This window comes from Streptomyces solicamelliae, from assembly GCF_045348655.1.
Classification (GTDB): Bacteria; Actinomycetota; Actinomycetes; order Streptomycetales; family Streptomycetaceae; genus Streptomyces; species Streptomyces solicamelliae.
On sequence record NZ_CP160404.1, the window covers coordinates 2444752 to 2457844 of the forward strand.

General features: G+C 72.3%; 12 protein-coding genes. 6 read left to right on the forward strand and 6 right to left on the reverse strand.

Annotation, left to right across the window (positions count from 1 at the left end):
- Positions 1 to 127: 127 nt before the first annotated feature.
- The 5 genes from ABZO31_RS11240 to wrbA all read left to right on the forward strand — a co-directional run bounded on the left by ABZO31_RS11240 (position 128) and on the right by wrbA (position 6204).
- The gene (locus tag ABZO31_RS11240; RefSeq protein ID WP_406861001.1) at positions 128 to 1714 is read left to right on the forward strand and encodes a carboxylesterase family protein; all 1587 of its coding nucleotides are present in this window, start codon (positions 128 to 130) and stop codon (positions 1712 to 1714) included.
- 43 nt (positions 1715 to 1757) lie between these two features.
- A complete protein-coding gene (asnB, locus tag ABZO31_RS11245; RefSeq protein ID WP_406861002.1) occupies positions 1758 to 3614 on the forward strand; it encodes an asparagine synthase (glutamine-hydrolyzing) in 1857 nt (618 codons plus the stop codon).
- Between the two features lie 145 nt (positions 3615 to 3759).
- Positions 3760 to 4521 (forward strand): aquaporin, encoded by a 762-nt coding sequence (locus ABZO31_RS11250; protein WP_406861003.1) that lies wholly within the window; start codon positions 3760 to 3762, stop codon positions 4519 to 4521.
- Between the two features lie 58 nt (positions 4522 to 4579).
- Complete coding sequence (locus tag ABZO31_RS11255) at positions 4580 to 5458, forward strand: arylamine N-acetyltransferase family protein (RefSeq protein WP_406861004.1); 879 nt, start codon at positions 4580 to 4582, stop codon at positions 5456 to 5458.
- Between the two features lie 128 nt (positions 5459 to 5586).
- Positions 5587 to 6204 carry an NAD(P)H:quinone oxidoreductase gene (gene wrbA / locus ABZO31_RS11260; protein ID WP_406861005.1) on the forward strand — a complete coding sequence of 206 codons (618 nt, stop codon included), beginning with the start codon at positions 5587 to 5589 and terminating at the stop codon, positions 6202 to 6204.
- A gap of 107 nt (positions 6205 to 6311) precedes the next feature.
- Here wrbA and ABZO31_RS11265 read toward each other — a convergent pair whose 3' ends face one another.
- From ABZO31_RS11265 to ABZO31_RS11280, 4 genes are all read right to left on the reverse strand, one after another.
- Positions 6312 to 7148: an AfsR/SARP family transcriptional regulator gene (locus ABZO31_RS11265; RefSeq protein WP_406861006.1), complete on the reverse strand. Its 837-nt coding sequence runs from the start codon at positions 7146 to 7148 to the stop codon at positions 6312 to 6314.
- Positions 7149 to 7431: 283 nt separating this feature from the next.
- Positions 7432 to 8067, reverse strand: coding sequence for a ScbR family autoregulator-binding transcription factor (locus ABZO31_RS11270; RefSeq protein ID WP_406861007.1), 636 nt, complete (start codon positions 8065 to 8067; stop codon positions 7432 to 7434).
- Positions 8068 to 8167: 100 nt separating this feature from the next.
- Complete coding sequence (locus ABZO31_RS11275; protein ID WP_406861008.1) at positions 8168 to 8938, reverse strand: glucose 1-dehydrogenase; 771 nt, start codon at positions 8936 to 8938, stop codon at positions 8168 to 8170.
- A gap of 53 nt (positions 8939 to 8991) precedes the next feature.
- Complete coding sequence (locus tag ABZO31_RS11280; RefSeq protein ID WP_406861009.1) at positions 8992 to 9687, reverse strand: HAD family phosphatase; 696 nt, start codon at positions 9685 to 9687, stop codon at positions 8992 to 8994.
- A gap of 363 nt (positions 9688 to 10050) precedes the next feature.
- Between ABZO31_RS11280 and ABZO31_RS11285 the strand changes: the two genes are divergently transcribed.
- Positions 10051 to 11022, forward strand: coding sequence for a ScbA/BarX family gamma-butyrolactone biosynthesis protein (locus tag ABZO31_RS11285; protein WP_406861010.1), 972 nt, complete (start codon positions 10051 to 10053; stop codon positions 11020 to 11022).
- Here ABZO31_RS11285 and ABZO31_RS11290 read toward each other — a convergent pair.
- Together ABZO31_RS11290 and ABZO31_RS11295 are read right to left on the reverse strand one after the other, a co-directional pair.
- Positions 11015 to 11485 carry a DUF1772 domain-containing protein gene (locus ABZO31_RS11290; protein WP_406861011.1) on the reverse strand — a complete coding sequence of 157 codons (471 nt, stop codon included), beginning with the start codon at positions 11483 to 11485 and terminating at the stop codon, positions 11015 to 11017. The genes ABZO31_RS11285 and ABZO31_RS11290 overlap by 8 nt on opposite strands.
- A 55-nt stretch (positions 11486 to 11540) precedes the next feature.
- Positions 11541 to 13091, reverse strand: a complete 1551-nt coding sequence (locus ABZO31_RS11295) for a vWA domain-containing protein (protein ID WP_406861012.1) — start codon at positions 13089 to 13091, stop codon at positions 11541 to 11543.
- Positions 13092 to 13093 lie beyond the last annotated feature (2 nt).

The window sequence follows — 13093 nt, forward strand, 5'->3', positions numbered from 1 at the left end:
GCCCCGGTCGGCGGCTCGGGCACGATCGCGCCGAACCGTTCCGCCCGACCGTTCCGCAGGTTCCTTCCTGACTTTCCGTTCTTCGCCGTTCCGCCTTTCTCCATTCGCCCATCGGGGGAGTTCGTTCATGGCCCATTCGGGAGCAGTCCACCCGGGAAGCGCCCGGCCCGTCGTGACCCGCACCAGTGGGGGGCTCGTGTCCGGCGAGCGGACGGACGGCCTCTGCGTCTTCCGCGGGGTGCCGTACGCCGCTCCGCCCGTCGGTCCGCTGCGCTACCGCTCGCCCCGGCCGGCGCCCGCGTGGCACGGTGTCCGGGACGCCACCGCCTTCGGCCCGGTCTCGCTGCAGTCGTGGCTGCCCGGTTCGTCCGAGGACAGCCTGTACGCGAACGTGTGGACGCCCGACGTGAAGGGCTCGCGCCCGGTCCTCGTGTACATCCACGGCGGCGGCTGGTTCCTCGGCGCGGGCAGCGAGCCCGACTACGACGGGGCCCGGCCGGCCGTCCACGGCGACCTGGTGGTGGTGACCTTCAACTACCGTCTGGGCGCGCTCGGGTTCGGCCTGCACGAGCACCTGCTCGACGAGGAGACCGAGGGGTACTCGAACTGGGGCCTGCAGGACCAGGCGGCCCTGGTCCGCTGGGTCCGGGAGAACGCGGCGGCCTTCGGCGGCGACCCGGACAACATCACCGTCGCCGGCACGTCGGCGGGCGGCTCGTCCGCCTGGCAGCTGGCGCTGCTGCCGGAACTGCGCGACGACATCCGGCGGATCGTTCCGTTCAGCGTCAAGCACGTGTGGCGTCCGGCCAGTTCGGCGAGCCCGGCGGAGTCCCGGGAGACCTTCGAGCTGCTCGCCCGCGGCCTGGGCACCACGGTCCGCGGGCTGCGCGACGTGCCCGCGCCGCTGCTCAGGGACGCCTGGGAGAAGATCTTCTCCGGCCCTCCGGAGAAGCGTGAGATCGGTGCCTGGCGCGAGTACCAGGGCCCGGTGGTCGACGGCCGCTGGATGCGCGGGCACGACTTCGAGCTGCCGACCCCGGACGTGCCGACGATGGCCGTGTACGCCCGGACCGAGGGCACCTTCTTCACCACCGGCCCCGGCTACCCGTACCCGGGCCCGCTGCCCGGCGACGAGGCCCAACTGCGGGCCGCCGTGCGGGAGGTGCTGCTCAAGGGCACGGTCACCGTCACGGACGACCGGGTGACGGCGGCGATCGCCGCGTACCGCGCCGCCGCCGAGGCGGACGGGCTGCCGTCGGACCCGGTGGGCCTGTGGAGCGCGATCTGGGGCGACGCGCTGTTCCGGTACCAGATCACCCGGCTCGCGGAACGGCACGCCGTCGAACGACCGGACGTGCCCGCCTACTTGATGGAGTTCGCGCACCCCGTCGCCCCGCCGCTGACCGGCACCCCGCACGAGGCGACCTCGAAGTTCCTCTTCGGCTCGTACGCGAACGAGGTCAACGCCCCGCACTACGGCGCGGGTCCGCAGGAGCGGCTGGTCTCCGACACATTGATCGACCTGGTGGCGTCGTTCGCCCGCGGCGAGGTCCCGAACAGCCCGCACGCCCCGGCCTGGCCGGTGTTCGCGCCCGCCCGGCCCAGCACCATGATCCTCGGCGGCCGGTGCGTCGCCGAGGTCGCCGAGCGCACCGCGCTCCCCCAGCTCGCCCACTGGGACACCGCCGGGTGGGTCCCCGTGCCGCGCCCCTGAACCCCTCCCTCCGCTCGTCCTCCACGAAAGGAACCGAGACGCCATGTGCGGACTCACCGGCTGGGTCTCCTACGACCGCGATCTGACCCTCGGCGGCGACACGACCGAGGCCATGACCCGGACGCTGGAGTGCCGGGGCCCCGACGACAAGGGGATCTGGTTGTCCCGGCACGCCGCCCTCGGTCACCGCCGGCTCTCCGTGATCGACCTGGAGCTCGGCCGGCAGCCTATGCAGGTGACCCCCGGCGACGACGCGCAGCCGGTGCTCGTCTACACCGGGGAGGTCTACAACTACCTGGAGCTGAAGACCGAGCTGGAGGGCCTCGGGCACGCCTTCCGCACCTCCAGCGACACCGAGGTGGTGCTGCACGCCTACCTGGAGTGGGGCGCGGAGTTCCCCGAGCGGCTCAACGGCATGTACGCGATGGCGATCTGGGACCCGCGCACCGAGGAGCTGCTGCTGGTCCGCGACCGGATGGGCGTCAAGCCGCTGTACTACTACCCGACGGCGGACGGGGTGCTGTTCGGCTCGGAGGCGAAGGCGATCCTGGCGCACCCGGAGGCGGAGGCGGTGGTCGACGCCGAGGGGCTCGCGGAGATCTTCGCCCTCGTCAACACCCCCGGCCACGCCGTCTTCCGGGGCATGCACGAGGTCGTCCCGGGCACGGTCGTCACCTTCACCCGCTCCGGCGCGACGACGACCACGTACTGGACCCTGCAGGCGAAGCCGCACACCCAGGACCTGGACGCGACGATCGCGCACACCCGGGAGCTCCTGGAGGACATCGTCCGGCGGCAGCTGATCGCCGACGTGAAGGTCGGCACGCTGCTCTCCGGCGGCCTGGACTCCTCCGCGGTCACCGCGCTGGCCGCGAAGGCGCTGCGCGACCAGGGCAGCGACGAGCGGATCAAGGCGTTCTCGGTGGACTACAAGGACCACGGGGAGACGTTCCGCGACAACGGCATCTGGATGGACCCCGACACCCCGTACGCGGTCGACGTCGCCGAGCACTCCGGCGCCGAGCACGTGATCGTGGAGCTGGAGAACCACCACATCCTCGACGAGGACGTCCGCGCCGCCGTGCTGCGCGCCCAGGACCTTCCGGTCTCCACCGGCGACATGGAGCACTCGCTGTTCCACCTGTGCACGGCGCTGAAGGAACGCGTGACGGTGGCCCTGTCCGGCGAGGCGGCGGACGAGATCTTCGGCGGCTACAACTGGTTCTTCGACAAGGAGGCCGTGGAGGGCGACACCTTCCCCTGGTACGACGCCTGGCGCCGGCTCGGCGGCATCGCGACCCTGCGCGACATCGGCCTGTGGGACCGGCTCGGCCTGGACGCGTACGTCAAGCGCCGCTACACGGAGTCCCTGGAGCGGGTGCCGAAGCTGCCGGAGGACTCTCCCGAGGAGGCCCGGATGCGCGAGCTGACCTGGCTCAACATCTGGCACTGGGAGAAGTTCCTGCTCGACCGCAAGGACCGCATCTCGATGGCGGCCAGCCTGGAGGTCCGGGTCCCGTTCACCGACCACCGGCTCGTCGAGTACGTCTACAACGTGCCGTGGGCGATGAAGAACTTCGACGGCCGGGAGAAGTCCCTGCTGCGCGCCGCCGCCGCGCACGTGCTGCCCGAGTCGGTCCTGGAGCGCAGGAAGAGCCCGTACCCCTCGACGCAGGACACCGCGTACGTCACCGCGCTGCGCGACAAGGTCGCCGGGCTGCTCGACGGCGACTCGCCCGTGCTGAAGCTGGTCTCCCGGGACGGGATCCGGGCGCTGCTCGACCGGCCGGTGGAGGAGTACGCGGCGCTCGGCGGCCCCTGGGGCACCCGCGGCGTGATGGAGCGCCTGGTCGAGTTCGACGCCTGGGCCGAGCGGTACGGCGTACGCATCGAACTCTGACCCCCGCTCCCCGCGGACGCGGCGTCGCGCACGGCTCCCCCGGCCGGGCGCGGCGCCGCCCACGCGTGTCCTGCCCCGTCCCCTCCCGCCCCGCGCGTCCCACGCACCGCCCGCACGACCCGAACCACAGCTGGGAGCTGGTCACATGGCCACGAACCGACCTTCGCGGCGCGCCCGCATGTACGTCCTCGAGTTCCTGATCACCACGGGGATCCTGTTCCTCATCGTCACGGCCGCCCGCTGGATCTTCGCTCCGGACGCGCCGCTCGGCTCCGAGATCGACGGCCGGGCGGCGTTCGCCGTGATGGCGGTGATCTTCGGCATCGCCAACACGGTGATCATCCATTACTCGATGACCCGGAGGACCGCCGGGCACATGAACCCCTCGGTGAGCATCGGGCTGTGGCTGCTGCGGGCCTTCCCGGGCCGTGACGTGCTGCCGTTCTGCCTGGCGCAGCTCGCCGGCGCGTTCGCCGGGACGGCGCTGGGCCGGCTGGTGTGGGGTCCGGCCGTGGAGTCGGTGGACTACTCGGCCGTGGGCGCGGCTCCGGGCTGGGACGTGTGGGACGTGCTGACCGCCGAGACCGTGGGCCAGCTGATCTGCATGACGCTGGTGGCCGGACTGCTGATCCGGCCCCGCTGGGAGTTCCTGATCCCGTCCGTGGTCGGCACCTGCATCGCCGGCTTCATCTTCGTCCTGGGGCCGGTCGCGGGCGGATCGGTCAACCCGGTCCGCCAGTTGGGGCCCGCGGTACTCTCCGGCAACACCGCGTTCCTGGCCGCGTACCTCATCGGGCCGGTGCTCGGTGCGGCGCTCGCGGCCGCCCTGGCCGCCGGCCTCAGGCCGCCGGCGCCGCCCGCCCCCGAGTTCGTCCCCCCGCACGCGCCCGCCGAGCGCGTCCGCTGATCGAGTCCGCTGATCGAGTCCGCCCGAACGAGTCGCCGTACGAGTCAGGAGACACAGCATGCTGGGTACCTACGGAATCCCCACCGCGGTGGAGACCGCGCCGGAGTGGCAGAGCGAACTGCTCGACCTGGACGCCTATCTGGCCCGGATCGGGCACACCGGCCCGCGCACCCCCACCGCCGAGACGCTGCACGCCGTCGTGCGCGGGCACGTGGACGCGATCGCCTTCGAGAACCTCGACATCGCGCTGGACCGGCCGGTCTCGATCGACCTGGGGCCGATCCAGGACAAGCTGGTGCACCGGGGCCGCGGCGGCTACTGCTACGAGAACAACCTGCTGCTGGCCGCCGCCCTGGACCGGCTCGGCTTCCCCGTGACGCGGCTGCTCGCCCGGATCCGGCAGGGCGAGCCGCGCCGCCGGTTCCGCAGCCACACGGTGCTGCTGGTCCGGGCGGACGACCGGATCTGGCTCGCCGACACCGGCTACGGCTACAGCAACCTGATGCAGGCGATGCCGCTGGAGTCCGGGGCGCGCGTGGACACATACGACTGGTCCTGGCGGCTGCTCGCCGACGGCCCGGACTGGGTGCTGCAGATCGCGCACGAGGACGCGGCGCGGCGGGAGGCCGGCGAGTGGTTCGACATGTACTCGTTCCGCCAGGAGCCGCAGTACCGGATCGACTTCGAGGCGGCGCACTACGTCAGCTCCACCCGGCCGGGCTCGCCGTTCGTCGGCCAGGTCGTCGCGCAGCGGCAGGAGGAGAAGCAGCGGCTGCTGCTGCGCGACCGGCGGCTGGAGCGGCGCCGCCCGGACGGCACCACGGAGGTGGCCGAGCTGTCCGCCGGGGACACCGTGCAGGTGCTGCGCGAGTCCTTCGGCATCGCGCTGACCGACGACGACTCCCGGGCACTGCTCGAGTTCTTCGCCTCGAAGTGACGTCCGGCGCCGGGACTTGACGGATTCGCCGGGCCGCGCGGGCGGCCCGGCGCGCGGTTGCGGAAGGGTCGGCGACGGGTCTCCCCCACTCATCGCCACCGGTCAGCGTCAAAAGGAGCAGGGCAGTCATGACGAATGTCGCGGTCATCTACTACTCGTCGACGGGCAACGTCCACACCATGGCCACCGCGGCCGTGAAGGCCGCCGAGAAGGCCGGCGCGGAGGTGCGGCTGCGCAGGTGCGCCGAGCTCGCCCCGCAGGCCGTGATCGAGACCAATCCGGCGTGGGCCGCGCACGCCGAGGCCACCCGTGACGTCGAGGTCGCGTCCCTGGAGGACCTGCTCTGGGCGGACGTGCTGCTGATCGGCACGCCGACCCGTTTCGGCCAGCCCGCCAGCCAGGTCAAGCAGTTCATCGACACCACCGGCGGCATCTGGGCCGAGGGCAAGCTGGTCAACAAGGTCGCCTCGGGCTTCACCTCTACCTCCTGCGCGCACGGCGGCCAGGAGTCGACGCTGCTCGCCCTGGGCAACACCTTCTACCACTGGGGCGCGATCATCGTGGCCCCCGGTTACGCGGACCCGGTCCAGTTCGCCGAGACCAACGGCAACCCGTACGGCGCGAGCAGCGTCTCGGCGAACCAGGGCGGGAACGTGCACGAGGAGAACCTGGGCGCGGTGGAGTTCCAGGCGCGGCGCTGCGTCGAGATCGCGACCGCGCTGAAGAAGGGCTTCGCCGCGGCCTGAGCACCGGCGCGCCGTACGACGGCGGGGGCAGGACACTCGTCCTGCCCCCGCCGTCGCATGTCCGGAAAGGCGTGCGCGTGGTCCTGCCGGCGGGCGTGCGCGTGGGGTCAGACGAACGAGCCGGCCGGCGTGCCCACCAGCGGCCGCAGCGGCGGACGGACCGTCATGATCGAGCGCTGCAGCCGGCGCAGCCGGGGCGAGGGCTCGCGGCCGGTCTCCCGCCGCAGCCCGTCGCGGAGCCGCTGGTACACCTCCATGGCCTCGTCCTGCCGGCCGCAGCGCAGCAGCGCCACGATGAACTGGCAGTGCAGCGACTCGTTGGTGCGGTGCAGGGCGACGAGTTCGGAGAGCGCGGGCACCATCTCCACGTGCCGGCCGAGCTGCAGCCGCGCCTCGACCCACTGGTCCAGGGCGCTGAGCCGGGAGGCCTCCAGGCGCTCGATCTCGGCGCGCAGGTGCGGGCCGGCGGCGACGTCGGCGAACGGGTCCCCGCGCCACAGTTCCAGCGCCTCGCCGAGCCTGCCGGAGGCGCGGTGGAGGTCGCCGGACTCCATGGCCCGGTAGCCGGCGCCGGTGGCCCGTTCGAACTGCCAGGCGTCGTGCGAGCCGCCGCCCGTGTCGAGCCGGTAGCCGCCGGGGAGGCTGACCAGGACCGTCTCGGCGGTGCGGCGCTCCTGCCAGGCGCTGCGGGCCGGCGGGGCCTCGGCGTTGCGCAGGGCGGCGGAGATCAGATGGCGCAACCCCTGGATGTGGGCCTGGAGTTCGCCGCGGGCGCCGCGGGGCGCGCCGGAGGGCCAGAGTTCCTCGAGGAGGACGGTGACGGGGACGACCTGGTCGGCCTTGGCGGCGAGGAGGGCGAGGACCTGGCGGGGCGCCGCGGCGGTGGCGACGACGGAGACGCCGTTCTCGCGTACCGACAGACCACCCAGGATCCGGACGTCCACTGCTTCCCCCTCATGCATGCGAGTCGGCCCTGGACGATTAGAAAAGAGACCGGGAGGCATGTCAATAAGAAACCTCTCGGTATGGAATATGTATTGCGCCAACTCGGGGATCCTGCCCGAAGTTTCATGATTTAACAGGATCGTGCAAACGCTTTCCGCGCGTAGAAGCGCACCCCCGGGTCCAGAATCTGGACCGGGGGGTACGCTTTCATGGAGCAGAACCAGGGAACGTCGGGGCGACGCGCAGGTGCACCCCAGGGAAAACCGGCAGGTCGGTATGGTTTTACGCGCCGCCGAGCGCCCGCTGACCACGACCGGGCTCCATGTCGAGCATCGCGAGCACCGCCGGCACCGCGATGCTCGGCAGCACATGACGGTAGAGCACGGACGCCCACCGCTCCATGTCCGCCCGCCCCGAACCCAGCGCCTGCGACATGAGGTTCAGCCCGGCGTACGAGCCCACGACCAGCGGAGCCACCTCCTCCGGGTCGGCGTGCGGCAGCAACTCCCCGCGCTCCTTCGCCTCCTGGAGCACCCGCAGGTTCAACTCGGTCCACTCCCGGTACGGGCCGCCCCGGTTGAGCTCGTGACCGCCCTGGTCGAGGGTGAGCCGCACACTGCCGCGCAGCAGGCCGTCATGGGTGAGCCGGTGCGCGAAGACCATCCCGATGTCGACGAACTCCTGCAGCTTCGACACCTGGGGCAGCGGCTCGGGCGCGGCGGAGACCTGTGCGTCGATGACCGCGTTCGCCAGGTCCTCCTTGGACTCGAAGTGGAAGTACAGCGCACCCTTCGTGACCTGGGCCAGTTCCAGGATGTCGGAGAGCTTGGCGGCGTCGTACCCCCGCTCGTCGAAAACCGCGGCGGCCGCTTCCAAGATCGCCTGGCGGGTGCGGATCGCCCGATCCTGTTTAGCCATTGGTGGTCACGTCCTTCACTCTTGCCTGGTACCCCGCCGGGGCGCCGGGCACCGCTGGGCCGCCGCTCCCGGCGCCGATCGTCTCGCCGTCCCTCGAGGCTCACACCATTGTGAAGCCGCCGTCCACCGGCATGGTGACCCCGGTGACGAACGACGCCCGGTCGCTGAGCAGCCACGCGGCCGCCTCCGCGATCTCCTCGGGCTCGGCCGTGCGCGGCTGCGGCGTCGCCGCGTGCAGCGCCTCCTCGACGCCCGGCACCGCCGCGAACCACTCGGTGACGACCTCGGTACGAGTGGTCCCCGGGGCCACCGAGTTGATCCGTACCCCCTGCGCCGCGTACTCCGCCGCGGCCGCCTTCGTCAGCCCGACGACGGCGTGCTTGGCGGCCACGTACGGCGCCGCGACCGGGGTGGCGAGCAGCCCCCCGACGCTGCTGTTGTTGACGATCGTCCCGCCGCCGGCCGGCAGCATCACCGCGATCTCCTCGCGCAGGCAGTTCCACACCCCGCGCACGTTGACGTCCATGATCCGGTCGTACAGCTCGTCGTCCATCGTGTGCAGCGGCTCCCGGCCGGTCCCCCAGCCGGCGTTGTTGAAGGCCGCGTCGAGCCGCCCGTACGTCTCCACCGCGCAGGCCACCGCCGCCTTCGTGTCGGCGCGGCGGGTGATGTCGGCCACCACGTACGCGGCCTCCGCGCCGCTCTCGCGCAGCTCGGCCACCAGCTCCTTCAGCCGGTCCTCGCGGCGCGCGGCCAGCACGAGCCGCGCCCCCTCGCGGGCGAACACCCGGGCGGCTGCGGCGCCGATCCCGCTGCTGGCGCCGGTGATCAGGGCGACCTTGTCGGTGAGCAGGCGGTGGTCTGCGGTCATGGCGGAGTGGTCTCCCTCGGGGTGATGGGTGTGGGACGCGGACACGTCGGGGCTCAGCCCGTCCAGACACGACCGGCGGCGGCCTCGGCGTCGACGGCGCGCAGCAGCGGCTCGTCGATCGCGTCGAGCGAGCCGACGACATGGCGGACGCCGGCGCCGCGCATCAGTTCGCCCTGGAAGCCGTGGGCGAAGTCGCTCGGGTGGCCGACGAACGCGACGCCGAGCTCGCGCGCGGACTCGGCGACCCGGGCCACGTCGTCGATGAACAGCGCCCGGTCGTGGGTGAGTCCGAAGATCTCCGCGGTGATCTCGTGCACCCCGGGACGGAAGTCGTTGGTGCAGACGTAGCCCGGCTCGTCGAAGAGTCCGGCGAGCCCGCCGAGGTACGTGTCGAAGTGCCGTCGGTCCAGGCCGCCGTAGCAGACGGTCCTCAGACCGAGCGCGCGCAGCCGGCGCAGCAGCGCCTCGGCGCCGTCGAGCACCCGCAGCGGGTGGTCGGCGAGATGGGCGGCGCGCTCCTCGAAGTACCGGGCGAGGACGTCCTCGGGGCTGTCGGGCAGTCCGGCGGCGGCGCCGAGGGCGCGGGCGGCGGTGAGCTGGCCCTGGGAGAAGATCTCCCGCTCGACCTCGGCGGTGTAGCGGCCGCCGCGGCTGGTGACGAAACGGTGGATCACCAGGCTGAACGTGTCGTTGAGCAGGACGCCGTCGATGTTGACGGCCGCGAGGCGCAGGTGGCGCAGGTGTTCCACGGAATCTCCCAGGACAGCCGAGACAACGAGCCGGGCACACCGCGTCGAACCGCCCGTCGCGGGAGGTCCCGGCCCGGACCGGCCACTCTCGACTCCGAGAAACAAACCATGCGGTACAGATTTCCGGCGTCTGGAAGATACCTGAAGCCACTGCGGCTTTGAACCCCGGGGCTCTCCGATACCGGACATGTACCGTTCGCCGGAAGGAAATTCAGACGTCGGAAGGTCGCGACGCACTTGTGAACGAATGTCGAACAGACCTGACACAGCCTGAGCGCGCGCCTTGTAAACCGACCCGTGGGTTCGTAACTTCCGGCCCAGCCGGTAGCCCGACCTCAACGACGAAGGCCGAGGGGATCCCCCATGCTCCAGACGTCCGCACCGTCCGTGACGGCGGTCGACGCCGCCGTGCCACCGCTCACCACGACGGCCCCGCGTGCGTACGTGCACCGGGCCGCACTCGCCGAGGTCTTCCTGACGTCCGGCTGGACCCGGCACGACGAGGCGCACTTCACCCTCGGGGCGCAGTGGCCGCGGGCGCACAGCTTCCTCGGACCGCTCGGCGGCAGCCACTACGACCCCATGATGGCCGCGGAGACGATCCGTCAGGTCGGCGCCCTGCTCGCGCACGTCGGCTTCGACGTGCCGCTGGGCCACCAGTTCCTGATGTGGGAGCTCAACTACCGGGTGACACCGGGCCTGATGGCGGTGGGCGGCGCCCCGGCGGACCTGCGGCTCGACGTGACCTGCACGGACATCCGCCGGCGGGCGGGCCGGCTCGTGGGGCTCTCGTACGAGGTCGTGATCAGCGAGAACGGCCGCACCCTCGCCGTCGGCGACGCCCGCTACACGTGCACCAGCCCCGAGGTCTACCGGCGGCTGCGTGCCGACCGGCCGGCCGTGCCGGACCTCCTGGCCGGCCCGCTGCCGGCGCCGGTCGAGCCCGCGACGGTGGGCCGGCTGAACCCGTTCGACGTGGTGCTCTCCCCCGACGACGCGGGCGGCACCGGCGACCGCTGGCGGCTGCGGGTCGACACCGCCCACCCCGTCCTGTTCGACCACCCCGGCGACCACATCCCCGGCATGGTGCTCCTGGAGGCGGCCCGGCAGGCGGTGCGCAGCCGGGCCCCGCTGGGCCTGGAGCTGATGCCGGTGGCGATGGACAGCGCCTACCACCGCTACGCCGAGTTCGGCAGCCCGGTCTGGATAGAGATCGACCAGGCCGTGGACTACCCGGGGACCTCGGAGAGCCTGGTCTCGGTGAGCGGCCGGCAGGACGACGAGCTGGTCTTCACGGCGATCACGACGGTGGCCCCCTGCCCCGGACCTAGGTGAGCGAGGCGGCGATCAGCAGGCCGAAGCCGGCGGTGACGAGCGGCGTACGGATCCGGTGGAAGCCGTTCCAGCGTCGCTCGAAGGCGGCCCGGACCGCGGCGGGGTCGTCGCCCGCGCCGCCCTCCGAGGCCGCCAGCGCGTTGTTGAGCGGGATGTTGCCCGCGATCGTCACCAGGTGGTTGAGCAGCACGCAGACCAGTCCGGCGAGGATCAGCCACTTCTGGGTGTCCGTGCGGTCGTCGATCGGCACGAAGAACGCGGCCACCGGGAAGCCCACGATCCCGAGGAACACGACGAGGAACAGCGGCTTCGGCACGTACTCGTTGATCCGCCGCATGGCGTGCACGAACTCCGCGTCCGTGAGGCGGGCCAGGGCGGGCATGATCCCGGTCTGGAAGATGACCATGAAACCGGCGTAGAGCCCGGTGCATCCGACGGCGAGGGCGAGCAGCAGGGTGGGCATGGACCCATCATGACGGACCCTCACCCACCCTGCCCGGAAGAGCACTCGACCGGCGTCAGCTCCTGAGTTCGTCCGCCTGCCGGATCGCCGCGGCCAGTTCGCGTACGGCCTTGGACTCCGCCCGCTCCGCCAGCGCACCGGCCTTCGAGGCCAGGTCCGCGTAGCTCGGAGCGCCCGGCAGCTCGCCGCCGCGCAGCCGGTCGGCGAAGTACGCGGCGATCGCCGTCAGCTGCAGGCTGTCGTGCCCGCCGCCCCACACCGAGCCGGCCAGCGCCCCGGTCTCCACCGCACCGGTCCGCTCGTGCGGGGCCCGGGTGGCCGGGTCCAGCCAGCGGACGGTCGCGGTGGCCAGGTGCCCGGAGCGGCCGGAGCGGACCTTGACCGCGTACAGCGCGGTGACGGTGTGGCCCGCGCCGACCTCGCCGCCGTCCACCCGGTCGTTGCGGAAGTCCTCGTCGGCGACCTCCCGGTTCTCGTACCCGATCAGCTGGAACTTCTCGACCGTCTGCGGGTCGAAGGCCACCTGCGCCTTGGCGTCGCGGGCGCGCAGCTCGATGTGGGCGGGCAGCTGGTCGACGAAGACCTTGCCGGCCTGCGCGGAGTCGGAGACGTACGTGGTGTGGCCGTCGCCCTTGTCGGCGAGCTGCTCCATGAACGCGTCGCCGTAGTCGCTGCCGACACCGACCCCGAAGAGGGTGATGCCGTACGAGCGGCGGGACTCCTCGATCCGGCGCAGGATCGACTCGGCGTCGGTGTCACCGGTGTTGGCGAGCGCGTCGGAGAGCAGCACGACCCGGTTGGTCGCGCCCTTGCGGCGGCCCTCGACGGCGACGTCGTAGCCGGTGCGGACGCCCGCCTCGACGTTGGTGGACGAGGTGGTCTCCAGACCGTTCACCACCTCGCGGATCCGGTCCCGCGCGCCGCCGACCCTGGTCATGGGCAGCCGGGTCTCGGCCTCGTCGCTGAAGGTGACCAGGGCGATCGAGTCGTCGTCGCGCAGCTGGCCGGCGAGCACTCCGAGGGACTCCTTGACCAGGTCGAGACGGCCGGTCTCGGACATCGAGCCGGAGATGTCGACGACGAAGGTCAGCGCGGCCGGCGGGCGCGGGCCGGTCCGGTCGGCGGCGCGGGTGGCGAGCCCGACCCGGACCAGCGACCAGCCCTCGGCGGTGGTGCGGGCGCCGTCGACGGTGACGCTGAAGCCGTCGCCCTCGGGGCGCTTGTAGTCGGGACGGAAGCTGTTGACGAACTCCTCGGGCCGCACCGTGTCCGGGGAGGGCAGCCGGCCGTCGGCGAGGGTGCGGCGGGCGTAGCCGTAGGAGGCGGTGTCCACGTCGAGGGCGAAGGTGGACAGGTAGTCGGGGGCGGGCGCGGGGCGCTGCTCGCCCTCGGCCACCTCGTCGCGGGAGCCGTCGGGGGCGGCGGGGGCACGGCTGGCGCTTCCGCCGCCGGTGGTGCCGCCCGTGTGGCCGCCGCCGGCGCCGGGGTTCTGCGCGGCGCTGTCGGAGGTCTTGCTGCGGTGGGCGTCGCCGGAGCTGCAGCCGGTGAGCAGCAGGCCGGTGACCAGCAGTCCGGCGACGAACACCCTTCCCTGACGTCGGTTCATGT